Source organism: Flavobacterium sp. 270 (genome assembly GCF_004368785.1).
In the GTDB taxonomy this organism is placed as follows: domain Bacteria; phylum Bacteroidota; class Bacteroidia; order Flavobacteriales; family Flavobacteriaceae; genus Flavobacterium.
The window spans coordinates 152,859-167,481 of record NZ_SODM01000003.1; the positions used below are offsets into that span (position 1 = coordinate 152,859).

The 14,623-nt window shown below is 33.5% G+C and carries 10 protein-coding genes; 7 read left to right on the top strand and 3 right to left on the bottom strand.

Translation table 11 applies throughout. The features are described from left to right. Positions 1-28: 28 nt before the first annotated feature. Positions 29-1,165, bottom strand: a complete 1,137-nt coding sequence (locus tag EV144_RS12140; RefSeq protein ID WP_134149150.1) for a glycoside hydrolase family 26 protein — start codon at positions 1,163-1,165, stop codon at positions 29-31. Positions 1,166-1,469: 304 nt separating this feature from the next. Here EV144_RS12140 and EV144_RS12145 point away from each other — a divergent pair, with 304 nt between their 5' ends. From EV144_RS12145 to EV144_RS12175, 7 genes are all read left to right on the top strand, one after another. Next, positions 1,470-2,348: an AraC family transcriptional regulator gene (locus EV144_RS12145; protein WP_134149152.1), complete on the top strand. Its 879-nt coding sequence runs from the start codon at positions 1,470-1,472 to the stop codon at positions 2,346-2,348. A 314-nt stretch (positions 2,349-2,662) separates the two neighbouring features. Beyond that, positions 2,663-5,860, top strand: coding sequence for a SusC/RagA family TonB-linked outer membrane protein (locus tag EV144_RS12150; RefSeq protein ID WP_134149153.1), 3,198 nt, complete (start codon positions 2,663-2,665; stop codon positions 5,858-5,860). 11 nt (positions 5,861-5,871) lie between these two features. Beyond that, positions 5,872-7,470, top strand: coding sequence for a RagB/SusD family nutrient uptake outer membrane protein (locus EV144_RS12155; protein WP_134149155.1), 1,599 nt, complete (start codon positions 5,872-5,874; stop codon positions 7,468-7,470). A gap of 16 nt (positions 7,471-7,486) precedes the next feature. Beyond that, positions 7,487-8,542: a hypothetical protein gene (locus tag EV144_RS12160; RefSeq protein WP_134149156.1), complete on the top strand. Its 1,056-nt coding sequence runs from the start codon at positions 7,487-7,489 to the stop codon at positions 8,540-8,542. A gap of 91 nt (positions 8,543-8,633) precedes the next feature. Continuing rightward, complete coding sequence (locus tag EV144_RS12165) at positions 8,634-9,866, top strand: glycoside hydrolase family 27 protein (protein ID WP_134149157.1); 1,233 nt, start codon at positions 8,634-8,636, stop codon at positions 9,864-9,866. A 12-nt stretch (positions 9,867-9,878) separates the two neighbouring features. After that, complete coding sequence (locus EV144_RS12170) at positions 9,879-10,841, top strand: glycoside hydrolase family 5 protein (protein WP_134149159.1); 963 nt, start codon at positions 9,879-9,881, stop codon at positions 10,839-10,841. 608 nt (positions 10,842-11,449) lie between these two features. Beyond that, positions 11,450-12,505, top strand: a complete 1,056-nt coding sequence (locus tag EV144_RS12175; RefSeq protein WP_134149160.1) for an outer membrane beta-barrel protein — start codon at positions 11,450-11,452, stop codon at positions 12,503-12,505. Positions 12,506-13,095: 590 nt separating this feature from the next. Here EV144_RS12175 and EV144_RS12180 read toward each other — a convergent pair. Next, entirely contained in the window at positions 13,096-14,001 is a 906-nt protein-coding gene (locus tag EV144_RS12180; protein ID WP_134149162.1) for an N-acetylmuramoyl-L-alanine amidase, read from the bottom strand. 35 nt (positions 14,002-14,036) lie between these two features. Next, positions 14,037-14,594 carry a hypothetical protein gene (locus EV144_RS12185; RefSeq protein WP_134149163.1) on the bottom strand — a complete coding sequence of 186 codons (558 nt, stop codon included), beginning with the start codon at positions 14,592-14,594 and terminating at the stop codon, positions 14,037-14,039. Between the last annotated feature and the right edge of the window lie 29 nt (positions 14,595-14,623).

Sequence of the window (14,623 nt, forward strand, 5' to 3'; positions counted from 1 at the left end):
TAAAGGTTGTAAGTTGAGTTTGGGGTAATTATTTTAATGTTTTTAAAATGTCTTTTTCAAATAAAGTCCTGTCAAGATTATAAAAATCGACAAAATCTTTTTCGCTCACTTGTCCGGTAAATGGAACGTAATAATGCATTTTTTGTTCTTTTTCCTGCCAGCCGTGGTTTCTCCATAATAATACATAAGAAATTTTATAATCTCCAATCGCTTTAGACAAAGTTCCAGTCCACCATTTTGGATCGGGAACAGCTTCGTATCCGGCTTCTGCCAGCGCTATCAATTTGTGTTTCTTTTCGGCAATTTCATTCAATATTTTAAATTGACTTTGTACTTCGGCAATAAATTTTTCACCGTTTTTGTCTCCATTATTTTGGTAACTGTCAAAACTTAAAATATCAGCATAATTATCGCTAGGATAATTGGATAGAAAATCAGTTTCTGAAGCGAAACTTCCTGTGTTGTATACATATATCAAATTATGAACACCTTTTTTCTGAAGATATTCAAAAGTAAATTTCCATGCTGTTTTAAACTCTTCAGAAGTACAATTTGGTTTTCCCCACCAAAACCAACCGCCGGTTAATTCATGAAATGGTCGAAAAAGAACTGGAATGTTTTTTCCTTTTTTATCTTTTAAGGATAAAAAGAAACTTGCCGCTTTGTCTAACCAAGAAGTAAATTTAGTATGGTTTTGTCCGCCAGGGAGTATGGTTTTTAATGAATTCGGAGTATTATCCCAAGCGCTTTTTCCGGTTGCAGGATTATCAAAATGCCAGCTTATTGTCGAGATGCCGCCTCTTTCGTTTGCGTCTTTTATGTATTGTTTCATTTTATCAAAAGGAACGCCGTCAATGTTTTTTGTATCGTCTTTTTCTAAACCTGCAATGTCCCAGCCATAAATTGCAGGATAATCTCCAACAACGTCTTTTATATCACTTCTTTTGTCTTCGTATTTCCATTTTACGCCATAAGCAAGATCGTCCTGATGACCAAAAAGGTATCCTTTTTGAGTTAGCAGGCTCAATTTTTTATAAAGCAAAACAGTTTCGGGTGTTGCTTTTTGATCTGAAAGTGACAAATTAGTATTACTCATGTTATTCTTTGCAGAGCAAGATGTTCCTATAAATAGGGCTATTATTAAGGTTAATATGTTTTTCTTCATTTTGAATTTGGTTGTTTTTCAATGCAGTGCATTAAAATCTATACTTAATATAGGAATAAAAAACGTCTTGTTTTTCTTATCGAAAATTCAATACCATTTTTCGGTTAAAATTATTAAAACTCTAAAAAGATATTATATTAAAAATGATTAATGTTTATTATTAATAGACTTTTTAAAAAATTGATAATTCTATTTTTCAAAGATAATCGGATGTTTATACTGTATTTAATATTATTTTATCAATTATATATCATATTATTGCAAATAAAAAAAACAATGTTACTTCCTAAAATAGTATTTAAAGATGAGTAGTGCTAAAAATTTTTACAGAGAAATTGCTCCGCTTTCTGCCGGAGACAGCTTTTTAGTTTTTGACAGAGTAAAAGACAGCTTTGATTTTCCGGTACATTATCATCCGGAATTTGAGATCAATTTTATATTAAACGGAAAAGGAGTGAAGCGTGTTGTGGGTGACAATATTGAAGAAATTGATAGTGTCGAACTTGTTTTAATTGGCCCAAATTTATATCACGGCTGGGAATTGAATAAATGTACAAGTAAAAAAATCCACGAAATTACGATTCAGTTTCATAATGATTTATTTCATGAATCTTTGCTTTCAAGACGAATTATGAATCCGATTCGGGACATGTTTAATCGTTCGATTCATGGAATTCTTTTTTCTAAAAAAGTGGCCGAAGAATTAACACCAAGATTGGTAAGGCTTTCTAAACTAGACGGTATGGATTACTTTCTGGAAATTACTTCTTTATTATATGACTTGGCAAATTCCAGAAACCAGCGTTTGCTTTCTACTTATACTGTAGATTATGATACGTTTGATGATTATGATAAAATGAAACTGGTTTATGAATATGTGCAGAAACATTTTGCTGAAAAAATTACTTTAGAAGATGTTGCTAATATTGCGAGCATGTCTATTATTTCTTTTAATCGATTTATTAAAAAACGTACAGGCAAAACTTTTGTCAATTATATTAATGATATCAGGATCGGATATGCGGCGCGCTGGCTTGTAGAAAAAGATATGAGCGTTTCTGAAGTTGCATTTAAATCCGGCTTTAATAATATTGCCAACTTCAACCGTAGTTTTAAAGCTACTAAAAATTGTACGCCTAGTCAATATAGGGAAGATTTTTCTGGTCTGAAGCGTATTTTGTAGTGATACTTTTTTTGCACAAACAAATATTATTTTTAACGAAATCGTTTGCTTTTTTAAGGTTTCGTTAACTTTTATCTACAATTTTGAGTTGTTTAGGGGAGGTGTATTGCGAATAATGTAATTTTTTTACTCTTTTATTTTAATATGTGTTTTTTTAAAGTGATATGGTAAAAATATTATCATTAAATGATATAATACTATCGATTTAATGTTTTCTTCTGTTATAGATTTGTTAAAATAATTTAAGAGAATAAATACACCTTTTTATGACTTAAGTTATTGACAAACATATTTAAACTAACCAAACACTTATTATGAAAAAACTAATGACTAACTTCATTCATTGGAACGCTAACCACAGAGCTGTTCCTTTGATGTTGATTTTATTACTGACGAGTAATTTTATTGCAGCTCAGGTAAAAATCACAGGAACAGTTTCTGATGAAAAGGGACTTTCTATTCCGGGTGCGAATATCTCTGTTGCAGGAACAAAAACCAATTCTTCTACAGATTTTGACGGAAAATATTCTATTGATGTTCCTGCAAACGCTACTTTGACATTTTCGTTTATCGGATTTGCTACTCAAAAGATTACTGTAAGTGGCAAAACAACTATTAATGTAATTCTTAAATCTAATGCAGAGGATCTAAAAGATGTTGTTGTAATTGGATACGGAACTCAAAAGAGAAAAGACGTAAACAGTGCGATTTCCAGCATTAGCTCAAAAGATATTGAGAACTTAAAAGTGGTTTCTTTTGATCAGATGATGCAGGGTAAAGCGGCCGGTGTTGTTGTAAATAGTAACTCTGGAGAGCCTGGAAGTAACGTTTCGGTAAAAATTAGAGGGGTTTCTTCTCTTACTGGTACAAACGAACCTTTGTATGTAATAGATGGTGTGCCAATTTCCGGAGATGCTAAAAACTCTTCTACGTCGGGAAGAAATGCGCAGGGAAATTCAAACTTTTCTAATGCAGGAAATATTACGCAAAGTCCGCTAGCACTTATTAATCCTAGTGATATTGAGTCTATAGATATTTTAAAAGATGCTTCTGCAACTGCAATTTACGGTTCTCGTGGTGCAAACGGTGTTATTATCGTAACTACAAAATCGGGTAAAAAAGGAACAGGAAAATTGTCTTTCGAAAACTCTTATTCTATCAGTAACCTGCCTAAAAAACTGCATTCTATGAATTTGCAGGAATATGCAACGCATCAAAATGCTTTAGGAAATGTTTACGATCCGCTGGGAAAACGTCCTGAATTTGCTCACCCTGAACTTTTAGGAAAAGGTACAGATTGGCAGGATGCTATTTATGAAACAGGAATTATGAAAAATAACCAGTTGTCTTTTTCTGGTGGTAAAGAAGGTGTAAATTATTATATCTCTGGAGGTGTATTAAATCAGGATGGTATTGTAATCGAATCTGGATTTAAAAGATATAATTTTAGAACCAATGTTGACGCTAAGGTTAACAAGTTTATTAAAGTTGGGATTAATGTAAGTGGTGCAATTACAGATGAAAAACTGACTTTAAACGGGCAGTTTAACGGAGTTGTTGCTACTTCTTTATTAGCAACTCCAGATGTAGCGGTTAGAGAATTATCTGGTGCATTTTCTGGTCCGCCGGCTGGAGGAGCAACATCATTTGTAAACCCTGTAGCGACTTCTTTATTAGGAGCAAATACATTGGTTAGAAAAAACTATTCTGGAAATTTCTATACTCAGATTGATTTATTAAAAGGTCTAGAATATCGTTTTGAAGCTGGAGGTTACATTTATGATAACTTAGGACAACGTTTTGATCCGATGTATTCTTTGGGTAATGCTGTAAAAAGTTTTGCCAACTTGTATTACAATCCATCTTCTGGGAATTCATGGAACTTAAAAAACATGCTTACTTACAGAAATACAATTGGTAAACATAATTTTACCGTATTGGCTGTACAAGAATCTAACAGAGCACACTGGGAAGGATATTCTATAACAGGTTATGGTTATAAAGATAATAATGACAAATCTTTAGCGGCTTCAGATTTGCCAAAAGCAATTACAAGCGGTGTATATTCTGGAACTCAGACATTAGCTTCTTATTTAGGAAGGGTTGTTTATGATTATGGAGATAAATACAGTGTTTCTGGTGCTGTAAGAACAGACGGATCTTCAAAATTCTTTGTTGGAAACAAATGGGGGGTTTTTAGTTCTGCTAGTGGTTCTTGGAAACTTTCTCACGAGGATTTTATGGAGGGTACAAGAAAGTATGTTGATAATATTAAAATTAGAGCAGGATGGGGACAAACAGGAAACAATCAGATTGGTAATAACTTATATGATTCTAACCTGCACTTAATCAACAGTTCTATGGGAACTTCTTATTTGCCATCTAATACGGCAAATAAAGATTTGAAATGGGAAACTCAGGAGCAAACTAACTTAGGTTTAGATTTTACAATGTTTGATTCTAAACTTTCTGCTACTGTAGATGTGTACAGAAAAGTAAATAGAAACTTCTTATATCAAGTTCCACTGCCAAACTTCCTTTCTGGAGGTGGTGATTACGAAGGTGGTGTAAATCCTCCTTACTTTAATCTTGGAACTATGGAAAATAAAGGTCTTGAGATAACACTTAGTTATACCAATCAATTTACAGAAAATTTCTCTTGGAATGCGAGCGCAAACTTTACAAGAAATGTGAATGAGGTTACCAATATGGCAGGATTAAATATTGTAAAAACAATGGGTACACTTGCTTACAATACCGTAACAGTATCAAGAACTCAGGAAGGTTCGCCAGTTGGATCGTTTTTAGGTTATGAAGCTAACGGTATTTATAGAACAGACGAAGATTTATTGACGTATGGCCACGAAACAACACCTGGAACTAAAGTTGTTTTGAAAAACGGAACAAACTCATTATTACCAAACTTTCAAAAAGGAGATGTTATTTATAAAGATCAAAATAATGATGGTGTAATTGATACCAAAGATTTAGTTAACATCGGAAATCCAAATCCAAAATTCACTTATGGATTTACCAATAACTTTAAATACAAAAATATCGATTTGTCTATTTTCCTTCAAGGAGTTGCCGGAAATAAACTGATGAATTTAACGCGTATGTCTGGTACATTAAACAGTAATTTGGGAACAAATTATCTAACAGAAGCGGCAGATTTTTACACAGCAGATAATACAGATGCTTCTCTGCCAAGACCATCTGCATACAATGATATTAATAATGCGGTTTCAACACGTATTATAGAAAACGGTTCTTATTTAAGAATTCAGAACTTAACTTTAGGTTATTCTCTGCCTGCAGATATGATCTCTCAGCTAAAATTATCAAGATTAAGACTTTATGCTTCTGGACAAAACCTGTACACTTTTACTAAATACAAAGGATACGATCCTGAAGTAGGTTCTTACAATCAGGATGCATTATTATCTGGTGTAGATAATGGTCGTTATCCTGTACCTAGAGTAATATCTTTTGGTTTTAATGTTGAATTTTAATACGTATTAATATGAAAAATATAATAAAAAGAAGCAGTGCGGTTGCCTTAACAATGATTTTGGTACTATCATCATCTTGTTCTCAGGACTTTTTAGATGTTCCTGCAGAAGGAGTACCAACAATTGGTAACTACTACGATTCTGATGTAAAACTAGATAATGCCAGCAACGGACTTTACGGTTTGGTTTGGTTTAATATGAATAAAGAAGGATTTTACGGTATTACCGATGTAATTTCTGGAAATATGTACGCTGGTCCTTACAACGAATTTGGAAAATTTACAGATTTAAGTTTTACAAACTCTCAATCTTTTATTGGAGATTCCTGGAGATCATGTTTTGGTGCAGTTGCAAACTGTAACTCTTACATTAATACATTGCCGCAAAGCGTTGGGCCAAATGTCACTAAAGAAGCACTAAACAATGCAATGGGCGAAATGCACTTTATCAGAGCTTTTTCTTATTTCTTTTTAGTAAGATTATGGGGAAATGTGCCAATTATAGAAAACAATGCAGATTATTCTAAAAACTTTGTAATTCCGAGTAATCCAACCGAAGACGTTTACAAGTTTATAGAAAACGATCTAAAATATGCAATTGCAAATTTAAAATCTAAAAACAGAGGTACAGATTATGCAGCAAATGCGCATGTATCAAGCGGTTCTGCAAAAGCACTTTTAGCAAAAGTTTATTTGTATGAAAAAAAGTATGACTTGGCAAGAGCAATGGCTCAGGAAGTTATTGACAGCGGTGAATTTAAATTATTAGGAGGCGAACAACTGCCTTCAAAATCTTTTGCAGATTTATGGCTTCAAAAAAATAATAATAACGAAGAATCTATCTTTTCATGGCAATGGACAGGAGCAGGAACTTATTTTGAAGGAAATTTTTCTAATACCTTATTTGCTCCAGAAAATAGATTGGTTGAAACAAGTTATTCTGGTCAGATTGCACCATCTCAGGATTTAATTAAAAATGTTTTCGAAAATGGAGACAAAAGAAGAATCGAAACCTTTATGCTTCCTGGAGATTATTATCCAAATTTAACCTATGCGGCAACACTTGCAGTAGATTCTCCTAAATTATTAGGATACACATTTGCAATAGAAAATCAATCTCAAAATTCTGGTGCAGGATTGAAAAAGTATGTAATCGGAAAAGAAAATTTACCAATTACAGGACCGTTTAATCCACCATTTAATGGAGAAAGCAGTATGAACAGCTATATGATGCGTTATGCAGAATTATTATTAATACATGCTGAAGCAATTTTAGGTTCTCAATCAGGAACAACTTCAGATGCAAATGCGCTTAAATCTTTCAATGCAGTTCGCAAAAGAGCAGGATTACCAATAAAAGCTTCAATTTCTTTTGATGATATCTTCAAAGAAAGACGTGCAGAATTAGCTTGCGAAGGAGATTACTATTTTGATTTAGGACGTTTGCCTTTTGCTAAAGCCAAAGCAATATTAGAAGCGCAAAACAGAGGAGACAGAGAAAATGAAAAACACATCTCAATTTCTGCAACAAACCTTTTACTGCCTTATCCTGCAGATGATTTAATTAAAAATCCAAAATTGACAGAAGTAGCACCGTATACTTTTAAATAATTTTAAAAATAAAAATATGAAAAATATAAAAATTGTTTCGTTAGCAGCATGTATGGCATGGATGTTATCCTTAATGCTTTTTAGTTCATGCTCCAATGATGAAAGTACGGCAGTTAGTTCTGGTCCGCCAACGATAGAATCAGTATCACCTTCCGGATATAATTTAGACGGAACCATGAAACCATTAACGCCGGTTACATTAGTAGATCCAAAAAACTATTATGTAATTCACGGAAAAGGATTTCTGAGTACAACCAAAGTTTACTTTAATGACTTTGATACTTACTTTAAGCCTGTTTTTGTAACAGATACCGATATTGTAATTTTAGTAGATGAAGATACACCGTACGCAAATGCATCAAACAAATTAAAAGTTGTAACAAAAAACGGTACAGCAGAGTTTGATTTAACAGTTGCGCCGCCAGTACCAACATTCAGCAGTTATAATCTTATCAATGCTGTAGAAGGCGATCAGGTAATTATAAAAGGTAAATACTTCTTAAACCCAATCGTTACTTTGGCAAAAACAGCAACACAACCAGCTGTTCCGGTTACAGTAATCTCTTCAACATTAGAGCAGATCGTAGTAAAAATACCTGCAAATGCAAACATGAGAAACCTTGCTGTAACCAATATATCAGGAACTGCAACTTCTCTGGAAGCTATCGGAACTGCATTGTACGACGATAAATTGTACGGCATGCAATGGGGTGGCCCGTGGGCAGGAAAAGGAGTTAATTTTGATTTTGGAGGAGATGCTTATCAAGGTGATAAATCATGGCAATGGGTTTTCAGCGCTTGGGACGGTGGAAACTGGGGCTTTGATTTTGATATGGCACCATATAAAGCACTTAGAGTTGCTGTAAAAGGAGCAAAAAATGGTCAGGTTAACTTTAGTGTAAACGGAGGAGCAAATTATGTTATTCCAGTTACTACAACATGGGTTTACATGGAAATTCCATTAAGCGCATTAGGAAATCCGGCAAGAGTTACAATGCTTACATTCCAGGAATCTAATAACGACGGCGGTAATACCGTATTGTTTGATGATTTAGGATTTGTATTAAAATAAAACACATGGTTAATTTGAGTTAGTTTTAGATATTCCCTAATTGAAAAATTAGGGAATATCTTTTTATAGTATATTTTAAAAGCAAATAAGAATGAAAAAAATAATTTTAGCGTTCGCATTAAGCATTTCAAGTTTAGGTTTCAGTCAGGGAAATACGCACACACAAGTTGCAGGAAAATTTGAAGGTCTAGCCATGACGCCGCCAATGGGCTGGAATTCTTGGAATACTTTCGGAACAAGTATCGACGAAAAATTAGTAAAAGAAACAGCAGACATAATGGTTTCGTCCGGATTAGAAGCTGCTGGCTATAATTATATAGTATTAGATGATGGATGGATGACCAAAGAACGTGATGTAAATGGAGATTTAGTGCCAGATCCGGTTAAATTTCCTAGCGGAATGAAAGCGCTAATAGATTATGTACACAGCAAAGGTTTAAAATTCGGATTATACAATTGTGCGGGAACTCAAACCTGTGCCGGATATCCGGGAACCCGCGGTTACGAATATCAAGATGCGCGTTTTTATGCCAAATTAGGAATTGATTTCTTAAAATACGATTGGTGTAATACACAAGGAATTACAGCCAAAGAAGCTTACACAACTATGAGCAATGCACTTAAAACTGCCGGAAGACCTATTGTTTTCAGCCTTTGCGAATGGGGTGATAATCAGCCGTGGGAGTGGGGAAAACCAGTTGGAAATTTGTGGAGAATTTCGGGAGATATCTATCCATGTTTTGACTGTGAATTTAAACATCCGGAAAACTGGTCGTCTTGGGGATTTATGAAAATCGTAGAAATGAGAAAAGACATTCGTAAATATTCTGGCCCGGATCATTGGAATGATTTTGATATGATGGAAGTGGGTAACGAAATGAACGATACCGAAGATAAATCACATTTCTCTATGTGGTGCATGATGGCGTCACCTTTATTTACAGGAAACGATTACAGAAAAATGTCTAAAGAAACATTGGCGATTTTAACCAATAAAGAATTAATTGCCGTAAACCAAGACAAATTGGGAGTTCAGGGTTTTAAACATTCCGCTGTAGACGGTCTTGAAGTTTGGGTAAAACCACTTTCAGACGGAAGCTGGGCAGTAACATTCTTAAATAGAAGTGATGTCGCAAAAAAGATTAACTTCGACTGGAAGAAAAATACAATTAAAGACGCTGATTTTGGCTACGAAGCCGATTTTAATAAAACAGTTTTTAAATTAAAAGACCTTTGGAAAAATAAGGATGCAGGAACAACCAAAAAGAATTTTGTTGCCGATCTTGCTTCTCACGATGTTATTACGTTAAAATTAAATCCTTAAAACTTAATTTATATGAAGTTAAAAACTAAAATTTTTACCATTTCATTAGTAATGTTGTTTTGTGTTTCAAAAGCGCAATTTGTCAAAGAACACGGTCAGCTTAGTGTAAAAGGAACACAGCTCGTTGATAAAAACGATAATCCAATTGTGCTTCGCGGAATGAGTTTTGGATGGCACAGCATGTGGCCTCGATTTTATAACGAAAAAGCCGTCAGCTGGTTAAAAAAAGATTTTAATTGCAATGTTGTTCGTGCCGCAATGGGAATCGAGCTTGGAGAAGACTCCTATATAAAGAACCCGCAATTTGCTAAAGAAAAAGTAGAAGCTGTAGTAAACGGGGCTATAAAATCAGATATTTATGTGATTATAGATTGGCACAGCCACAATGTAAACCTAAAAGAGGCCAAAGGTTTTTTTGAAGAAATGTCTAAAAAGTATGCCAAATACCCCAATATAATATATGAAGTATTTAATGAACCTGATTACGAAACCTGGTGGGAAGTTAAATCGTATGCCGAAGAAGTAATCCGCGTAATACGAGAAAATGACCCAAACAATATTATTTTAGTCGGTAGTCCGCATTGGGATCAGGATGTAGATCTTCCCGCAGCAGATCCTATTATAGACGATAATAATATAATGTACACCATGCACTTTTACGCCGCGACGCACGGAAAAGAATTACGAGACAAAACAGATGCAGCAATAAAAAGCGGTCTTCCGATTTTTGTTTCAGAATCTGCAGGCATGGAAGCGTCTGGCGATGGACCTTTAAACGTAAAAGCCTGGCAAGAATATATCGATTGGATGGAATCTCGAAAATTAAGCTGGATTACATGGTCCGTTTCAGATAAAGACGAAACTTGTTCCATATTAAAAAAGACGGCTAAATCTGAAGGAAAATGGAAAGACGAAGATTTAAAAGAATCAGGAATTAAAGTCCGTGAATTTTTAAGAAAGTACAATAAAGAATAATTAGACCGTTTTATTCTAAAGATAAAATCCTGTTCAATTTTTTGAACAGGATTTTTTTTGTCTTCATATCCATTACTAAAGATGAAAATTTCAAATCCTGATGAGGTATTTCATAATAAATTATAAATACATTTTTTGTAGGAATTATACTTGCGCCTTGGGTTTATGTTTTTTATGTAAAAATTAAATCTGTTTTTGTGTTTAATTTTTTAAAATAAAATACACCCCTAATTTTTTTAGGGGTGTATGTTTTTTAATGATGTTTTTAGTTTAAATTTTAATCTTTTTTGTTCTTATTTTTTCGTTAAACCCTATTTTAATCGTTTAAAATGGTAAAATACCATTATTAAATTTTTAAAAATGAAACCGTATAAATATCAAATAACGATTATTGGTAAATAAATTTTTGTAATCCATAATTCTCGCTATAAAACATCAAAAAAGTAGATTTCGATTGTTCTACTCATACAAAAGTTAATAAATTCGCTAATGAAAATGAAGAGGTAAAAGGGGTGAATTTGAGGTTTTAGAAAATGACTATACTATTAAATAGATATATAAACGATTAACTAACCAGAATCAATTAATAACTAAAAACCAATTAAAACATGAAAAAAGTATTACACGTATTAGCCGCGATGTTAACGAGTTCTTTTGCATTTGCTCAAGATGATACTGAAGCCACTACGCCGCCAGCAACCACCTTTTCTGGTTCTGCCGATGCATATTATAAATATGATTTTTCAAAACAACAAAATGGATTAACGAGCTTCACCAACTCACAAGATTCATTTGAATTAGGAATGGCATCTATTCAAGCAGGGCACTCGTTCGGAAAAGCAGCTGTGTTTGTAGATTTAGGTTTCGGAACCAGAGCAGAAGAATTTTCATATAATGAAGAAAATACAAAATTTTTAATTAAACAATTATACTTTACATACAATCTAACAGATAAATTTAAAGTAGTATTTGGTAGTTTCGGAACTCATATCGGGTACGAAGTACTAGATGCAATCGGAAACAAAAACTACAGTATGTCTTATGCATTCTCTTACGGACCGTTCTTTAATACGGGAGTAAAAGCGCAATATACATCTGGAAAATTTACAGCGATGTTTGGTATAACCAACCCAACAGACTTTAAATCAGCAATGGATGCAGGTTCTAAACAAAAAACATACATCGGTCAAGTAGGATATATAGGAGAAAAAGGAAGTGCTTATTTGAATTTCACATCAGGAAGTTCTAACTCAGCATCAACTGAAAACAAAACTCAAATTGATTTTGTTGCCTCTCAAGCTATTAGTGATAGTTTTTCATTAGGATTTAATGCAACTTATGCTAAAACCAAAGATGATTTTGACAGCGCTCTTGACGGAGATTGGTTTTCTGTAGTAGGATATGCAAACTATGCATTTACTCCAACAGTAAGCTTAGCCTACAGAATGGAATATTTTGATGGTAAAGATGCTCTAAATGTAGGTACATTAAGCGGTTCTAGCGTATTTGCTAACACAGCTTCGTTAAACTACAAAGTTGGGAAACTAACTATAATTCCTGAATTAAGATACGATGCAGCTTCAGAAGATATCTTTTTAGATAAAGATGTAATGCCAACTGGCGGAAGCTTCTACGCTCTACTTGCTACAACATACTCTTTCTAGAGATAAAGATTGATATTTTTTTTTTTTTTTTGGAGCTGTCGAAACACATTAATGTTTTGGCAGCTTTTTTATTTGTTTAAAAAGAATGAAAATATCGTGTTACGGTTTATTTATATTTTAAGTATATTTTTACTGTATTAAAAGTATATCGCATATTTCGTCTCCCACAATTAAACGTCCAGTTTGTCATTTCGACGGAGGAGAAATCACACTAGGGATTCCGCAAAAAAAGCGCCAAGCTTTATAGAGTTACGAGTGTGATTTCTCCTCCGTCGAAATGACAAACTTTGAGAAAAAACTTCGCGTAAACTTTGATAAAGATTGTAGATATAATAAGTGCAATATATCTACAATCTTGTCATCCTGAGGAACGAAGGATCTCCACAAGAAACTCCGTAAAGTAAATTTCCAATCTTTGTAGAATCACTTGCGGAGATCCTTCGTTCCTCAGGATGAAAGATTGTGGGAGTAGAGTGTTATGATCATGATTAATAACTCAAAACTCATAACTTATAACTTTCACAAAGGATAAAAAAAAATGGACATTTCTATATTTTAGAAATGTCCATTTTTTTTTATCCTTTGAAACACTATTGTACTTGTTTCTTATAAATAGAATAAATAGTATCTATTGTTTTTCTGTCTAAAGTTGCAGTTGCATCTGTTTGAATATAGTGCAATTTAAAAGCCTGAATGGCTGCAGAAAGATTCTTAGTATTATAACCAATAATTCTTAAAGCAGGCTCAATTTTAAAATCAAACGGAGCTTCTTCTAAAACAGCGTCAGGCCAGATGCCAAAACCTTTTTCAGCCAAAGTTTTCCACGGAAACAAAGCACTCGGATCTTGTTTTCTGCCAGGTGCAATATCAGCATGACCCAATATATTTTGGGTCGGAATATTATAGTCCTTTTTTAATTTTGTTAGAAGAGCAACCAAACTGCTAATTTGAGCTTCTGTAAAAGGTTTAAAACCGTTATTGTCAAGTTCAATACCAATTGAAGTCGAATTCAAATCAGTTGTTTTTCCCCAAGAAGAATTCCCGGCATGCCAAGCTCTTAGGTAATCATTCAGCATCTGAACTACTTTTCCATTTTCAGAAATAACATAATGAGCGCTAACCTGAGTTCTGGTTTTAGTAAAAGTATTAATAGTCTGCTGAATAGAATCCTGAGCAGTATGATGAATAATTATAAAACTAGGTTTTCTTAAATTAAAATTTACTGTCCCAATCCATTCCGTATTGATTCCATTTAATAGAGAAGTAGAGCCCGTTTTTGATAAAGAATCTTTTACAATACCCAATTGCAATGCGTAAGAAGTATCAATAATAACAGGACTTACAGCAGGAATTGTTTGAGCTTCTTTGTTTGTAATCTGGTTTTCTAAAGTTTTAAGCTGTTGATCGTAAGCTTTTTCAGTAGTTTTGTAAGGGTTGGTTGAGCAAGAAGTTATAATAATTGCTAAAATCAGATAACAAAAAAGTTTCTTTGCCATGGTTTCATTATAATTTAAGATGAAGTTACTAAACGTTATTCTTCAACTTTTGGTGTATTTGTTTCTTCTTTTTTATCTTCTTCTGAATCTTTTTTCTTTTTCTTATCTTTTTTAGGCTTTTTAATCTCTTTAAAATTAGCCATAAAAGCCGTGTATTTTTCTATTTGATCCGGATTCAAAAAAGCAGTAATTTTTTTTGTAGTACTTTCACGAAGCGCTTTCATTTGCTCCATTTTTTGATCTTGACTGCTGCTTTCGTTTTTCAAAAGAATACCTTGTTCTTTCATGCTGTCAGCAATTACATTAGTAATAGCAATAGCCTGTAGATCGTCAAGATTAACTTCTGGTTTCATTTGATCAACAATTTTTGCAGCTGTTTCTTCAGCAGGAATTTCTTTAGGTTTGCTGGGTGTTCCTTGATTTCCCTGCATCATGCTTCTATCCATACCCATTCCGCCGCCTCTTCCGTAACCTCCGCCACCGTAACCTCCACTGCCATAACCATTATTATATCCGCCGCCGTATTGAGCAGAAGCAGAATTAATACCTAATAAGGCGAAAACTAAAAGAAATAAAAATGAAATAGATTTCATAAAAGTATTTATTAAAAATTAGCAATTGT